Raw genomic sequence first — 15,636 nt, forward strand, 5'->3', positions numbered from 1 at the left:
CGTCCCGCCGCCACCCGGAATTCGCATGCCCTCGGTCTGCCTAGACGCCTTCAACATCGCCCTGCCCAAGGGGTCCGGCATCGCGACATACGGGCGAAACCTCATCCAGGATCTCGGCGCCGTCGGCATCGAGGCCCAGCTTCTGTACGGCCCGCACGGACCGATAGGCGACAGCCGGCTTCTGGATACGGTTGCACTGACCGACGCGCCCGCGCCCAAGGGACGCCCCGCCAAGATCCGGCGTTGGGCCCAGACGCTGGGCGGCCGTTTCGGGCGCACGGCTCACCCGGTCACCCTGTCCGAGGAGGTGATCTGGGCCGAGGCCGGCGGCGGTCGTCCCCCGGTGGAGCGCTTCTGGGCCGCTCGAAGCCTGTTTGAACTCGGCTACCGTGCGCACCGCGCCTACGGGACGTTCACGCCGGTCAGCTTTCCTTCAGGGCCGACGCGACCGGACGCCGCCCATTGGACCTGCCCCATGCCCCTGTCGGCGCGCGGCATGCCCAACCTCTACACCTTCCACGACCTGATCCCGCTGAAGCTGCCGCACAGCACCATGGACGACAAGAAGGCCTTCCTGGACATGTGCCGGGAGATCGCCCGCCGCGCCGATCACATGGTCGCCGTGTCCGAGACGACGCGTCAGGATGTCATCAAATTGCTGGGTGTGGACGAGAAGCGCATCACCACCACCTACCAGTCGGTCAACCTGCCCGCCCAGGCCACCGAACGCCCCGACGCCGAGGTCCAGGCCTACAACGAGGGCGTTTTTGATCTGGGGTGGAAAGACTATTTTCTCTACTACGGCGCCATCGAACCCAAGAAGAACGTCGGGCGACTGGTTGAGGCCTATCTGGCCTCAGGCGTCAGCACGCCCCTGGTGATCGTCGGCGGCCGTTCCTGGCTGGACGGGGGCGAGACGGCCCTGATCCATTCAGTCGTCAACGGCGCCAACGCCCTGCGCAAGGGGCGCATCCGCCAGCATGAGTTCCTGTCCTCCGCCATGCTGCATTCACTGGTTCGAGGGGCCAAGGCCACGCTCTTCCCTTCGCTTTACGAAGGCTTCGGCCTGCCGGTTCTGGAATCCATGCAGATGGGAACGGCAGTCCTGACCTCCACCGGCGGCTCCCTGCCCGAAGTGGCCGGCGACGCGGCTCTGGTGGTCGCGCCGGACGACGTCGAAGCCATCAAGCGCGGCATCATCGCACTGGACGCTGACGACGCCCTGCGCGCGGACCTAGAAGCCCGAGGCCGTATTCAGGCCCGTCGCTTCACCCCGGCCGCCCACCAGGAACGGCTGGCCGCCGTTTACGCCGGTCTGGGGCTACGGTGACGCGCCCGGTCCTCTTCGACGCATCCCGGCTGGTCAGCCGCAACAGCCGTAGCGCGCCGACCGGCATCGACCGGGTCTGCCTCGCCTACGCCGAATGGCTGCTGGCCATGCCATCCGTTGATCTGATTCCGGTGCGGGGACGTCGCGGCGGACTTGTAGCTGTGGATCGGATCTGGTTCGGCGACCTGGTTCGCGACGTCCGTGAGCGCTGGAACGGGGACCGCGCCGTCTATCGGCCACAGGACCATGCGCTTGATCTGGCCCTGCGCATGCCGCTGGATCAACGTGTCGCCCTGCGGGAAGAAAGTCCGCCGGACACGCCTCCGAAGAAATCCGCACGGCGGCTAGCGGCCGCACCACGCCTGCTGGCCAGCCGACGTCTTCCGCCCCTGTCCGCCGGCGCCCTGTATCTGAACGCCGCCCACACGGGTCTGGAGGATGACAGCATCCTGACTACGCTCGGCGACGCCGGCGTCGAGCGCGTGGTGCTGCTGCACGACCTCATCCCGATCACCCACCCGGAGTATTGCCGTCCGGGGGACGACCAGAAGCATCGCCGGCGGCTGAACACCATCCTGAACCACGCCGACGCCGTGATCGTGAACTCCCGCTACACGGGCGATGAACTGCGTCGCTTCGCGGCTGCAGAGAACCGCCGTCCTCCACGCACCATCGTCGCCCACCTCGGTGTCGAAGACGTCTTCCGCCAGCGCCCGGCGTCCACGACGGCGCCGACGCTCCCCTATTTTCTCCATGTCGGCACGGTTGAGGGCCGCAAGAATCTGGCCTTCCTCCTGACCATCTGGTCGCGTCTTGCCGAAGTCATGGGCGAAGCCGCACCCCAGTTGGTGCTCGTCGGCAGCCATGGCTGGGAAAGCGAAGCGGTTCTGGATCACCTCGAGCGCTCGCCTCGAATCCAGAAACTGGTTCATCATGTCGCCGGGGTCGGCGACGACACCTTGATGCAACTCATGGCAGGCGCGCGCGCCCTTCTGGCTCCCTCGTCGGTCGAAGGGTTCGATCTGCCTGCGGTCGAAGCCCGCACCATGGGGGTTCCCGTCATAGCCTCCGACATTCCGGTGCACCGTGAAGTCGCGCCCGACGCCGTACTGGTGGACCCCATCGACGGGCTCGGATGGCTGCGCGCCATTCAGGCAGCAGTGGATGCGCCTGCCGCCCAGGCGGCCCGCTTCTCGCCCACCTGGGACGGGCATTTCGCCGTGGTAGGCGCAGCTCTTGACCTGCCCGGCCGCGCGACCGACCGCGCCTAGGCGACCGCCTCCAACGCCGACAGCAGAACCTGATCCGCGCGCCGATCCCGCAGTCGCCAGACAACGCCGCTCAGATAGGCGTCGACCGTTCTCGCCAGAGCGGCGTCGAAACGCACGGGATCGTCCAGGCGCACGACATGCCAGGGCATCCCCCTCGCGGAGGCCAACCATGAAACCGTCTCCGACGCCGCGGGAACGTCCAGCCGTCCGCCCAGCATGCTCGCCGGGTCGGGCGTCCAGGCCGCAACGGTTCCGGCCCTCGCGCCCTTCAGGGCGTCCGACAGGGCCAAGGCCGTGAAACCGGCGCGGAAATAGTCGTCCCGTTCCGAACGTTCGCCGAGCAACCCGGCGTTATGCAACTGGACCAGAGCCTCAGGCGCCAGGCCGTTCATCGCCCGGCTTCGGACAGGGGCGGGCGCGGCGAACTTGCCCGGAGCATAGAGCATGGCCTGGCTCGGCAGGGTCTGGACGGTGACGGCCTCCGTGACGGCGGCGGCAGCCATTTCGACATCCGCATCCGTCGGTGCAACGGCGATCAAGATGATTGAGGACGCCTTGCCGCTCATTCGAAGTACTCCCGGCCTTCGTATTCCATCAGCAGTCGCCAGGCCGTGCCGTCGGCGAGCTCATCGAACCCGAACTGCGAATAGGCAAGGTGATTCACCCAGGCCTCTCGGTCAGGTCGTCTCGGCCGCTCGATACGCGACAGGTCGATTTCCCCTACCGGCGCCGCTGCGCTGGTCGGAGCCACAAAAACGGGAACCCCCGCCACAGCCGCCTCGACCGCGACGTTCGACGAATGGGTGACGATGGCATAGGCGCGCGACAGGGCGCTGCCGAGGGGTTCGCCAGGCTCGCCGGCCGCCGGCTTGCCCCGGATCTCCACAGGCCGGTCGGTGCAGGCCCGCAGCGTCGCCAAGGTGTCCTCCAGCCAATTCGGACAGTCGTGCGCCTCCATGAAGTATCGGGTCGGCGGGCAAACCAGGACCGTGCCGCCTCCTCGACGCCACGGCGCCAGCTCGACGCCCAGAGCCCGCGCACGATCCGGCGGACAGTCGCGGACCCGTCCCGCTTCGTGAGCGTTTCGCGTGATGCGGTAGTTCAGATAGTGGCCCCGCCCGAAATAGGCGTGGTCGGTATAGAAGAAGTCCCTTCCCTCGGCCCGCGCCGCCGCGACCACCTGGTCGCTGTTGCGCAACACGCCCCAGACCACCGGAGTATCCGGTCCCGCGCCCCGGGCGTCCTCGGCAAAGGCCAGGCGGCATCCTGTCCCGCGTGCAAAGGCCTGCATGACAGGATTGCCCGCCCCGCCGCGGTTCAAATAGGCGGTCAACCTTTCCGGTCGGATCTCGCCCGACGCCCCCATCGACGCGAGGGCCGGCGCGGCGATCGCGACATCAGCAACCACCTCCCGCAGAATCGCCACGTCCCCCCGCGCCGGCGCTGGCGTCGGCGCCAGATCAACCACGCCGCCTCGCATCCGGATGCCGGGCGAAGGCGGAACCGGTTGCGACTGCGGGGTCGCCCCCTCGCCCAGACTATGGATTTCAGCCGCGAAGCCGTCCCAGCTGTACGGCAGCACGGTGGCGCGGATATCGGTGGGCAGGTCGAAAGCGGCCTCCACCAGGGGTGCAATCCTGCTCGGGTCCGCGCCCGCCTCGAACAGGAAGCCGTTCTGTCCTGGCTGGATCAGATCCGGTGAAAATCCGGTACGGCTGGCGACCGGCACGACGTTCTCCATCATGGCCTCCAGCAGGGGGATAGGCCCTCCTTCCAGCATGGCCAGCGACAGAAAGACGTCGAACTCCCGGTAGATGGCCGGGTAGTCCTTGTAGGCTGCGGTCTTGTAGGAAAAATTCGGCGCCGCCATCAGTTCGTCAAAGCGCGCGTATTCTTCCCAACCGCGCCCGACCAGAACGAAGCGACGATGCGGCAAGGCTTGAACCAGACCCAGCAGGGCGTCCGGGTTCTTTCGGGCATAGTAGGATGACGACAGGCCGACGACGCCGCCGCCGCGAACGTGACCGCTGAACAGCGCCGGATCGGCCCCTCCAAGAACAACAGCCGTGCGCTCAGGCTTCACCCCCCGCCCGATCCACAGGTCGCGGAATTCGGTGCAGGTGAAGATGACGCAATGAGCCTGATTATAGGCTTCGACCTGTTCCTCGATCGTATAAGGCACCTCGCGGGGGTGGGTGTACCAGACCAGCAGCACCTGCTCCGTCAAGTCCGGTCGCGCCCTCAGATGGTCAAGGTAGTTCCAGTAGTGGGCAAAGAAATAGACACGCCCTCCCGGAAGGGTCTTCGGATTGTAAACTACGTCCCAACTCGTGTTCAGACGTGATCCGATTTCGCGACAGATCGCATCCAGAATCCACCCTCGAGATTCCGTCGGCGTAACGAATATCCAGTCGTTCAGGCCGTTTTTTGCGGGCCGCTCTGCGTAATCGACCTGCTGAGCCGGTTTTATGCCACCCGAACGACGAAAGAACATTGAACGAGGATTCCTGTACGCTAAACCCTTGTCACGCCGCTGCGCCGAGACTTGGAAGGTCTGATCCTCTCCGCTAACACAGTCAGCACGTCGCACGTCAAGGCCTCCCCATGCCGGACGAACAAGGAAGTAGAATGATCGCCGAACAGCTGCCGTTGCCTCGCTCTTCGACGCCCACCCTGCTCAAGCCCCAGGCCTTCGCATGACGGGCGGCGCCGTTCGACACCCCCGCGCCGCCGCTCCGAACTGGATGAAACGCCTTCGCAACCTCGCGAAGCGACGCGGCGTCGTATCGACACGCTTCCCCTCGGACGAAGCGCAAGCTCTGGCGATGATCAAAGCCTCGGGTCTGTTCCATCACGAATGGTACCTGCAACGCTACCCTGACGTCGCCGAAGCGGGCGCCGATCCGGCGCTCCACTTCCTCAATCACGGCGGTCAGGAGAAACGCGACCCTAGCCCGCAGTTCAGAACGCGCTGGTACACATCCCAGGTGCCGGAAGCGGCGACCTCCGGCGTCAACCCCCTGGTGCATTTCCTGGTCAAGGGCAGGGCCGAAGGTCGTTCGGCGACGCCGCCGAACGAGCCCGCCCTTTCGCCGGAGCTGGCGCTGGACATCGAGACCCTTCTGTCCAGCCGCCTCCTCGATGCGGACTGGTATCGCCTTCACACGCCAGGGCTCGCCAAGGGACGACACGCCGTAGCCCGTCATTATCTGGAAACCGGCGCGGCGGAAGGAAAGGACCCCAGTTCCGAGTTCGACACTCGCGCCTACTGGAAGGCCAACGCCGACGTGGAAGCGGCGGGAGCCAATCCCCTGTTGCACTATCTGCGTCACGGTCGCGAAGAAGGTCGCCGGATTTTCGCGGCGCGGATCGAAATCTCCCCGACGTCCGAAGACGATGCTTGCGACGAAGCCGAAAATTACGAGCCTTCGGACAACTGGGTCAGGGCGCACGAATTCCACGCCATTCCCAACCGTGAGGCCCTGTCCGTCGATCAGGTCGTTCTGGGGCGGGTATCGGACGAAGCTCGAGCCCGGCTCACAGCCGCCCTGACGCCCTTCATGAGCGGCCGCCGCGCCGCTGCCTCGGCGCCGGGGAAGGTCGACGCCGCGCCATGGATCGCCGACCTCTGGTTCATCAGCGACCACGACCTGCGGCTGCGCCTGAACCTGGCCCGGCACAAGAGTGAAGCCAGCCTTCCGCTCGTCCTTCGCGTCTACCAGCGCGAAGGCCTGGGGGACACGCCTCGCCTGCTCGTCGAAACCCCTGTCTGTTCGTTGTACGGGTCCATCGTCGACGCTTCCTTGCCAAACCCCTACGCCCCCTTGCTGCTCGCCCTCAGCGACGCCGACGGCGGGCTGGTCGAGGTTCGCAGCCTGGCCTTTCCTTCCTTGGCCCGGAACGGCGCACACCATGCGGAGCTGACGGTTCTGAGCGAAACCGCGACGCCCGTCGCGGATCTGTGGCGCCTCAGCGACGCCCTGTGGAACAGGTTGCACGACGGCCCGCCCAACGGCCTGTCGGTCAGGACGCTGGCGGTGGATCTGGACGGCGCCATTGGCGGCGAGCGCCTTTTCTCCGCCTCCTGTCTGGAATGGCTGGCGAACATCATGGGCATACGTCCTGTCGCGGCCAACCGTCCGGCCGGAAGCGAAAGCCTGACAAACGCGCTGGACCGCGCGCCCCCTGTCGGCAAACGCCGCACCCGCGGTCTCGACCTGACGATCCCCGGCGACAGCCTGCCCTCTATCAGCGCCCTCGTCAGCCGCGACCTGCCCCAGGAGAGCGGCGACGCGACCCTCGGCGGCTATGTCGTCGCCGACGCCAGTCGCGCACGCCCCCGCTGGTCGGTGTTCCCCCCGTCTGCCGGCGCGAACCTCGCGACCTTGCAACCGCGAAACACCGCTCTGGCATGGCCGCAACTGAGCCCCGCCGGCGCGGCGAAAGCCCCGCTGCATCCTCCCGTTTTCCCGTTGGCGGTGCGCTTCCTGGAGGAAAGGTTCACGCCGACGCCCGCGCAACGGCTCACGCCGACCGCGCTGGACGCCCCTGCCGCTCTGTTGCGCACGGATTTGACCGCAGACCAAAAGGCGGAGACGCGGATCACCGCCATCATGCAGGCGTCCGATACGCACTCCATCCTCGACGCCGCCCTCACCGCACTGGCAAGCCAGACCCTCGCCATCGACGAGTTGGTGATCCTCTGCGAAGTCGAGCAACGCCAGGGCGTCCTTGACCTGGCTGAAGCACGTCTGCCCGGACGTGTGCGCGTCGTGTCCGATTCCCTTTCACGCGCAGCCTTGCTCAATCAAGCCGCGGCGCAGGCGTCAGGCGCCCAGCTGCTGTTCATCGGCGCGGGCGTCGTCCTGCATGATCCGCGCACGGTCGAAACCCTGGCGACCATGGTCCATGCGCCCGGCGCCGCCTCCGTCAGCTGCCTGACGGTAAAGGAACACGAAGGCCGCAACGGGTGGCAGGTCAATATCAGCGGCGGCGGTCTGCTGCCCAGCCACTTGAGCTTCACCACGACGCCCCGGCTGATTCTGCGCGAGGCGCGCAGCGCTGGCGCCCTCCCGCAAATGACCTACGCCGTGGCGGCCAACGCCTTCAGGCTTGCGATGATCCCCCGCCGGGCCTGGGATCGTCTGGGCGGCCTTGATGAAGCGCGCTTCCCGGACAGCGACTTCGACCTGGACTTCGGCCTGCGTGCGCTCGCAGCGGGCGAAACCCACCTGTGCACTTCGGCGATCGCCGTCACGGCGCTGCAGGACAGCCTGATTGATGATCGAATCGACGTCGTCGCACCGGAGCATTTCAACCTCGCCGACGCCGGACAACGTCTGGCGGCCCTGACCGCCATCCGCGAGCTGGGTTGATGGAAATCTGCGTCTTCGGACCGTCCGAAACCTACGCCCGAAGCGCCGGCGCGCGTATCCGCTACAGTCGTCTTCAAAAATGGCTCAAGCCGCTGGGACATTCCCTTCACGTGCGCCCCTTGAGCGACGTAAAGCCAAGCCTTATCAAGGCGGCGGACGTCATACTCTTCAGCAAGTGCTATGATGTTCGCGCCGTCGCGATCGCTCGCGCCCTGCGCGGGAGCGACGCCCTGATCGGTGTGGATTTCTTCGACGACGTCTTCAGCCAGTCGCACGAACCCCGGCTTCTGCACTGGCGTCGTTGGGCGCGTCAGATGGCCGCCGATACGGACTTCGCCCTGTGCTCGACGCCCCGCATGCAGGATGTCGCCGCACGCTACCTGCCGCGCGACAGCTGCCATCTGCTCAACGACCCCTTCGAGCGCTTCGCCCCTCTGGCCCTGGGCTCGCTGCTTCAGGCCAAGGTCGACCACGCACGCACCGAACGGCGGATCAAGGTCGGCTGGTTCGGCCAGGGGGATAACCCCCGTTACCCGGTGGGGCTGCGTGATCTGGCCGCATTTGGCGAAAGCCTCCAGCGCCTGGCGGGTCGCGGCTGGGCCGTGCATCTGACCATATTGACCGCACGCAAGAGTCTTACCGCCGAAGGGCTGGAGCAATTGCGGCGGTTGTCCGTACCCCATGTCGTGCATGAATGGAGTCTGGAGGCCGAGGAGCGCCTTCTGCGAGACGCCCTGGTCGCCTATATTCCCGTCAACAGCCAACCTTTCAGCGCCGCCAAATCCCTGAACCGGGCGGTTTCGGCCCTGACTCACGGCGCGCAGGTCCTGTCGGACGGCCACCCCCTCTACGAGCCCTTCGGCGATCTCATCTATTCCCGTGCGGAGGATCTGGCCGACGATCTGGAAAGCGGCGCCCTGCGGCTGCGCGCGGCCTCCCTGCCCGCCCTCGTCGAGCACATGACGGAATGGGGCGATCCCGCCATTGAGGCGGCCCGTCTGTCCGGCTTCCTCAATGGACGAAAGCTCCACAAGGCCGCCCGTGCGCCTGGCGCGCCGCCGCGCCCCATGGCCATCCTGCATGGGCTGGAATCGGACAAGGCGTCGAACATCATGACGCGTCGGCTGGGATGCCTGTCCGTCGCCTCTCCCCTGTCGCGTCCTGGCCGGAACTATGACGTCGCCTTCGTGGTCGAGGATGAGACAGTCAGACTCGACATCAACCCCGACGCGCGTCCGCATCTCGCGCCCGCCTTCCAGGCTGATCTCACCCCCTCGACCAACGCCAAGGGCGAACCTCGCCTGCAGCTCGACCTTTGCCGGGTCCTGGCCCCCGACATGCTGCAGTCGCTCACGGTTTCGGACGACATGCATCCTCTGCGACGGCGCATGGAGTATCGCGCAGCGATGACGGCCATGCTCCAGCTCACACGGCGGATGCTGCCGGAAATGGATGTCATCCTGTCCGAAATCGACCCCATCGCCGCAGGCCTGGGTCCCGACAGCGACAACGCAGGAGCGATCGCATGAGTCCGCGTCGCGCCGTCTTTCTGATCAACCTCCTTCAGGACGTGAACATCGTCCGCCCCCTGGCCTATCTGGCGCGGGAGGCGTCGGTGCGTCCCGTCTTTCTCCTGTCGCAGCGCTTCCTCAAGCGCGACCGCAAGGGTCTGTGGCGCGACGAGGTCGAGCGGATCGCCCAGGAGATCGGCGCCGCCGTCCATGTCTATGACGCTGTCTTCGACGCCTATCAGCACCTGCAAGGCGGGAATGGCGTTCTGATCGCAGCCAGCGAGTCTGACCTGCCGGCCCATGTCGATACCCACGAAGTGTTTCGTGCCGCGCCCGCGTCCTATCTCAAGGTCACGCTTCAGCATGGCTACGAATGCGTCGGATTCCTCCAGAGCAGGCAACACGACCTGTCCCATGGACGCAACGTCCGCTTCGCCGCAGATGTCCTGGCCGGCTGGACCCCGTTGGAGCGGCAACGCTCCATGCCGGCGTCCGAACGCGCCAAATACCTCTTCACCGGCGCCACGGCGCGCATCGTTCTGCCCGACGAGTCGCCGCGGCGGCGCATCCCGGCCGAGGCCCTGATCTGCGAGAACCTCCATTCCGTGCGCTTTACGGCGGAGGGCGACCATCGCGACGCCTTCATGGAGATGTTCAACGGCTTCGCCGTCGCCATGCGTTCCGCTGACAAGCGCATCGCCCTGCGTCCGCACCCCGGCGGCAAGCGCGTCTTTGACCTGAGCGGCGCCGGCCCGGCCGTGCTGCGAGAAGAGGCGCCCTTCTACAGTCTGGACCTGAGCAGCGTGGCCTATGGCGTGTCGCCGCCTTCATCGGTGGTTATTGACCTGCTGCTGGCCGACACCCCTGCAGCGGTCTGGCGCGATCCGGCCGGCGACATGGACGCCGACGCCTACGCCGGGCTGCATAGCGTCAGCTTGCCCGGCGATGTCCTGGCCTTCCGTCGTCTGGCCTTGACCAGTCGGGAGGAGGTTCTGGAACGTCAACGCCGTTTCCTCGCCGACCGCGGCCTGAACAAGCCGGTTGAAGCGGTGCGGGCGGCCTTTCTGGACCTGCTGGGCGGCGCCCGCCCGGCCGTACGCACGACGGCGGCCCCGCCGACCTGGCTGGTGGCCGCCGACGCCGTCGCCGCCACCCAGACCATCAGCTTCGTCCAGCCCTTTGCAGAACAGACCGCCCCCCGGATCGCCGCCATCGGCCATGACGAATCCTGGAACGAACCAGCAGCTCTGGACGCGTTGTGGAAACAGCATCGCCCGTGCGGTCTTGTCCTGTCGCGCTATACCCGGTCGGCGGGCCAGGCCCTGATCGACAAGGCCCGCGCAGAGGGCGTGCCTGTGGTTTTCCACATCGATGACGACCTGCTGGCCGTGCCGGACAGTCTCGGCAAGGCCAAGTACGACTATTACAACCAGCCTGAACGCCTGGCCGCGCTGAAGTCCGCCATGAACGCCGCCGACGTGGTCTATGCTTCAACGGCGCCCCTTGCAGAACGTCTGAAGCAGCACGGCGTGGTCGCCCCTGTTATCGCAGGCGACATCTATTGCACCGTCGAGGTTCCAGACGCGCCTGGCCCCGGCCGCGACGCCGGGCCCATCATCGGCTATATGGGCACCGGCGGACACGGCGCGGATCTGGACATGGTCCTGCCTGCCATCACGACGCTTCTGGACGAGTTTCCAGCCCTGCGCTTCGAGACCTTCGGCACCATCAAGCCTCCGGCCTGGCTCGCAGAGACCTATGGCGAGCGCGTCGGGCACCATCCCGGCGAGTCGAACTACGATCTGTTCCTGGCGCGTCTCGGCGAACTGGGATGGAGCATCGGGCTGGCGCCTCTGGAGGACACCGCTTTCAATCGGTGCAAGGCCGACACCAAATGGGTGGAGTACAGCCGCGCCGGCATCGCGGTGGTGGCGTCCGACCTGCCGGTCTACCACCGGGCCTGCGCCGACGGCGCTGGCTGGCTGGCCGCCTCAACCGAAGACTGGACCCATATCCTGCGCGCCCTCGTCTCCGACGCAAACGCCGTTCAGACGGGCGTGGACAAGGCCCGCGCCCGTCTGAAACAGGACTATACCCGCGCGCGGCTGGCCGATCAGGTCCGTCGCGTCTTCAACGCCGCCGAGGTCGCACGCGCTGCGACCGGCGACATTACCGCTCGCAGCGACAGCCCAGGACGCCCGGTTTGACCGCACAACGCATCTTCATCACCGGCGGCGCCGGCTTTATCGGTTCGCGCCTGTGCAAGGCCCTGCGCGCCACGGGCGCCACGGTCGTCGCCTTTGACAACCTGCATCCCCAGGTTCACGGCGACGGCGCCGCTGCCCGTCTGCAGGAGGGCCTGGTGATCGGCGACGTTCGCGACCGCGCCGCGCTGCAGACCGCCCTGGAACAGGCGCGTCCCGACATCGTGGTTCATCTGGCGGCGGAAACCGGCACAGGCCAGTCCGCCGACGAGCCCTCACGCTATTGCGACGTCAACGTCGTCGGCGCCGCCAATCTGATCGAGGCCATGCGCGCGCTCGAGACTCCGCCCCGCCGCGTCGTCCTGGCGGCCACGCGCGCCGTCTACGGCGAAGGCGCCTATGCCGACACCGCTGGCGTCCTGACCGCGCCGCCGCCGCGCACCGTCGAGGCCATGGACCGCGGCGTATTCGACCTGATCGGCGAAGACGGCCGCCCCCTGACGCCCTGTCCGACCCCCGAAACCCTGCCGCCCCGTCCCGGCTCGGTCTACGGCTCATCCAAGCTGATGCAAGAGTATCTGCTGCAGCAAAGTCCGGCGCCGTGGGATCATGTGATCCTTCGCCTGCAGAACGTCTATGGACCCGGCCAGTCGCTGCGGAACCCCTATACCGGGGTGCTGTCGATCTTCTGCCAGCAGGTCATGGCGGGCCGAACCCTCAATATCTTCGAGGACGGCGAAATCTATCGCGACTTCATCTTCGTGGACGATGTGGTGTCGGCCTTCGTCGCCGCCTGCGCGACCGACGCAGCCGGCGGGCAGATCATCAACATCGGCGACGGCCGGGCGACGTCGATCCGCGAAGCCGCGGAACTGATCTTGAAGGAACTGAAGTCCGATCGCGGCCTGACCATCAGCGGCGATTTCCGCGCGGGGGACGTACGTTACGCCGTCGCCGACACGCGCAAGGCCCACGACCTGCTCGGCTGGTCTCCGCAGATCAGCTTCGAGCAGGGCGTGGCGGCGCTGGTCGCCTGGGCGCGCAATGAGGCTGAGGCCCTCTAGACCTCAGCCAGCAAGGCTTCCTCGCAAATGATCTTCTGGCCTTCCTGCATCTCGCGATCCGCGACCGCGTTTGCAGGGACGGCCGCGAGCAAGGGTGCGGTATTGTGCTTCATGAACAGCCGCATCACATGGCCCACCCCGGTCGATGTGACTTCACGCAGATCGTCCGCGTAATAGGCCCCGCGGTTGAAGGCGCCGGTGATGATCTCGAACGAAGGGAAGTAGTCGACCGCCGCGTGGCGACGCGCCGCGGCGTCCGCCACCACACGCAGAACCGCCTTGCTGTAGGTGGTCGAGACCAGAACGTGCTGCGCTTCATAGGTGGCGGCCAGCGGCACCGGCGATACGGTGAGAATCACGCGTGCACGCGGATTGAGCGACCACAGATGCTGCAGCGCCTGCTCCAGGGCGGCGTCGGTTTCCGATACGTCGAAATTGCAAAACTCGTAGCGCTCGGGGTCCATCTCGCCCCCCGCCACGCCGGGCGCCAAGGGGTAGACGGCGCCGTCTATCCGCGAACGCCAGGCTTCGGTTAGCCCCAGGGTGAAAACAAAGACGTCGGTTTCGCGCACCATGCGCCGGACGGCCGCCAGATGTTCCTCTCGAGAGGCGATCAGATCGGCTTCGTCGGCGAATCCGTCCGGTTCGATTTCAGGCCTGAAGGCGTCGACGAAGCGCCCGTTGGGTCTTTGCCAGACACTGTCGACCGGTGTGAAATCACCCTCGGCCCGGCGGAACAGTTGGGCCAGTTGCTCAGGCGTGTAGATATTGCCGTATCGGCAGGAGAAGACGCCGTAATTGCGATGGACGGCGACAGCAGGGTCCAAGCCGTCTCCAGCTTCGGGCACGAAGTAGTTGTAGCCGGACCCGCTCAGCGCCCGTGCGATATGTTGGGCGAAACAACTGCCGGCGGTCGCGATCTTCTCCTCTCCGGTGATCCGGGCGCGTCCGCCGACGACCGGGTCGACCAGGCCGGCCTCCACATCAGAAACCGCCTTTCGCCAGAACTGGTGATCCGGCAGGCCGCGATACGGATGCCGCGCCGGCGCAGGAGCGCTGCGGATCTTCTTGCGATCGATCACCGAAGCGTACAGGCCATCGTCAAAGCGAGCGCATTCGATCGCGTGCGGATCCAGTCCCTTGTAAGTCTTGAATGAACGCCGCACGAACTCCTCCAGCCCGAAGGTCCGCAACGGCGCGGGTGCCACGCGACCGCCGCTCTTCGGCTTGAAGACATACTCGCCCTCGACGCCCAGGGGCGCGCCGATCTCGGGATAGACCGGCCAGACGATGTTGGAGGCCAGGGCGTCCGGCAACAGAAGCTCGGGCCGTTCGGTCGCCGGCGTCAGACCCAGCTTCTCGACCACCAATCGGGCGAACGTCGACAGGACCGGCAACTTCGGATGGTTCACCGAATACAGGTAGGCGCCGCCGCGCTCCCAGCGTCGGACATCAGCCGCGATGTCCAGCCCCAGACGTTGCGACTCGGCGATCAATCCCCGTTTGGCGCGTTCATAGTGATCGAAGAAGCCCAACGCCTCATAGGTACGGGCGTTGAACAGGCTGATCGTCTCGTCCGCAGTCAGCTTTGACTTCCATGCGAACAGGCAGATGGAGGAATTCAGCTTGCCCAGCACCGAGACAATGCTCTCGCCGGCGCAGGTCGCATAGACGGTGTCAGGATGGAACCCGGTGAAGTAGATGCTGGGCAGTTCGATGATCGGGCGGTCAATGTCCAGGGCCGACATGGCTTCACGAACCGCCTTGGTCATGACCGTCTGGGAAACGATCACGTCGGCCTCGCGGATCAAGCTTTCCATATCGGCTGCGCCCTGCCGAAGATCGCGCCCCACGCCGCTGGAGATCCGCGCGTCGGGCAGCATGGCGCCGAGGCAGTCGGCGATCCCCGCCGACTGGCAGTTGCCGAAAACAGAAAGAGAGATCGTCATTCAGGACATCCGAAATGCAGCCGCGACATGGCCCTGCAGCATGAGATTATGCCATAGTCCGCCCGGGCGCACTGCGGAACAGATAGGTGCGTTGTCACAGTCGACGGGCGCCATGGTGGACGCGCCGCCCTGGCGACGTTAGAAAAATTCCTCGTAAGACGGAGAGTGAAACTTGGGCGATCATGGCAAACCGCTGAAGGTCTTTGTCGGCTACGACCCCCGCGAGGACGTCGCCTGGGAGGTCTGCCGCCATTCGCTTCTGAGGCATGCGACGGGTCCCATTGAGGTCATTCCATTGAAGCAGCCCGCCTTGCGCGAGCTTGGCCTGTACCGCCGCCCCAAGGACGCCACCGCCTCCACGGACTTCTCGCTGACGCGTTTCCTGACCCCCTATCTGGCGGCGGATGACGGTTGGGCGGTCTTCGTGGATTGCGACTTCCTTTTCACCGGCGACATCACCGCCCTGCCGTCCGCGCTGGATGACGACAAGGCCATCTATGTGGTGCAGCACGACTATCAGCCGCACCACCAGGTCAAGATGGACGGCAAGGCCCAGACGACCTACCCGCGCAAGAACTGGTCGTCCTTCATGGTGTTCAACGGCCGCCACCCCGATGTGAAAGCCCTGACGCCCGACGTCGTCAACACCGCCAGCCCGGCGCATCTGCACCGCTTCAACTGGGTCCTCGACGATGCCAGCATCGGCGCGCTGGACAGGACCTGGAACTTCCTGGTCGGCGAATATGATCGCCCTGATCAACTGCCGACCGCCATTCACTACACCAACGGCGGCCCATGGTTCGATCAGTGGCAGGATGTCGACTACGCCCGCGAATGGCTGGACGAGCTTCGTCAGGTCGAGGCCGCCCGACAATCTGCGGCGGCCTAGAGGCCGGAAACGGAGCAGTGGCCCCCGGCTTCGCGCTCCGCTA

The 15,636-nt window shown here is 66.2% G+C and carries 10 protein-coding genes; 7 read left to right on the forward strand and 3 right to left on the reverse strand.

What is annotated here, in order from left to right:
• The first annotated feature begins 25 nt into the window (after positions 1–25).
• Both IFE19_RS14565 and IFE19_RS14570 read left to right on the forward strand, forming a co-directional pair.
• Positions 26–1,330 carry a glycosyltransferase family 4 protein gene (locus IFE19_RS14565; protein ID WP_207823481.1) on the forward strand — a complete coding sequence of 435 codons (1,305 nt, stop codon included), beginning with the start codon at positions 26–28 and terminating at the stop codon, positions 1,328–1,330.
• Positions 1,327–2,601, forward strand: coding sequence for a glycosyltransferase family 4 protein (locus IFE19_RS14570; RefSeq protein ID WP_207823483.1), 1,275 nt, complete (start codon positions 1,327–1,329; stop codon positions 2,599–2,601). Before IFE19_RS14565 ends, IFE19_RS14570 begins: the two co-directional genes overlap by 4 nt.
• Here the strand turns inward: IFE19_RS14570 and IFE19_RS14575 are convergent.
• On the reverse strand, positions 2,598–3,104 hold the full coding sequence (locus IFE19_RS14575; RefSeq protein WP_207823485.1) for a hypothetical protein: 507 nt from the start codon (positions 3,102–3,104) through the stop codon (positions 2,598–2,600). The genes IFE19_RS14570 and IFE19_RS14575 overlap by 4 nt on opposite strands.
• 59 nt (positions 3,105–3,163) lie before the next feature.
• Positions 3,164–5,095 carry a glycosyltransferase gene (locus IFE19_RS14580; RefSeq protein WP_207823487.1) on the reverse strand — a complete coding sequence of 644 codons (1,932 nt, stop codon included), beginning with the start codon at positions 5,093–5,095 and terminating at the stop codon, positions 3,164–3,166.
• A gap of 331 nt (positions 5,096–5,426) precedes the next feature.
• Between IFE19_RS14580 and IFE19_RS14585 the strand changes: the two genes are divergently transcribed.
• From IFE19_RS14585 to IFE19_RS14600, 4 genes are all read left to right on the forward strand, one after another.
• The gene (locus IFE19_RS14585) at positions 5,427–7,976 is read left to right on the forward strand and encodes a glycosyltransferase family 2 protein (RefSeq protein ID WP_207823489.1); all 2,550 of its coding nucleotides are present in this window, start codon (positions 5,427–5,429) and stop codon (positions 7,974–7,976) included.
• 119 nt (positions 7,977–8,095) lie between these two features.
• On the forward strand, positions 8,096–9,505 hold the full coding sequence (locus tag IFE19_RS14590) for a hypothetical protein (protein ID WP_207823491.1): 1,410 nt from the start codon (positions 8,096–8,098) through the stop codon (positions 9,503–9,505).
• Positions 9,502–11,694: a glycosyltransferase family protein gene (locus IFE19_RS14595; RefSeq protein WP_207823493.1), complete on the forward strand. Its 2,193-nt coding sequence runs from the start codon at positions 9,502–9,504 to the stop codon at positions 11,692–11,694. Before IFE19_RS14590 ends, IFE19_RS14595 begins: the two co-directional genes overlap by 4 nt.
• A complete protein-coding gene (locus IFE19_RS14600; protein WP_207823495.1) occupies positions 11,691–12,755 on the forward strand; it encodes an NAD-dependent epimerase/dehydratase family protein in 1,065 nt (354 codons plus the stop codon). Before IFE19_RS14595 ends, IFE19_RS14600 begins: the two co-directional genes overlap by 4 nt.
• Here IFE19_RS14600 and IFE19_RS14605 read toward each other — a convergent pair.
• Entirely contained in the window at positions 12,752–14,704 is a 1,953-nt protein-coding gene (locus IFE19_RS14605; RefSeq protein ID WP_207823497.1) for a GSCFA domain-containing protein, read from the reverse strand. The genes IFE19_RS14600 and IFE19_RS14605 overlap by 4 nt on opposite strands.
• Before the next feature lie 172 nt (positions 14,705–14,876).
• On the opposite strand from IFE19_RS14605, the gene IFE19_RS14610 reads away from it, so the two are divergent.
• A complete protein-coding gene (locus IFE19_RS14610) occupies positions 14,877–15,593 on the forward strand; it encodes a hypothetical protein (protein ID WP_207823499.1) in 717 nt (238 codons plus the stop codon).
• Positions 15,594–15,636 lie beyond the last annotated feature (43 nt).

This window comes from Brevundimonas pondensis (assembly GCF_017487345.1).
GTDB lineage: Bacteria > Pseudomonadota > Alphaproteobacteria > Caulobacterales > Caulobacteraceae > Brevundimonas > Brevundimonas pondensis.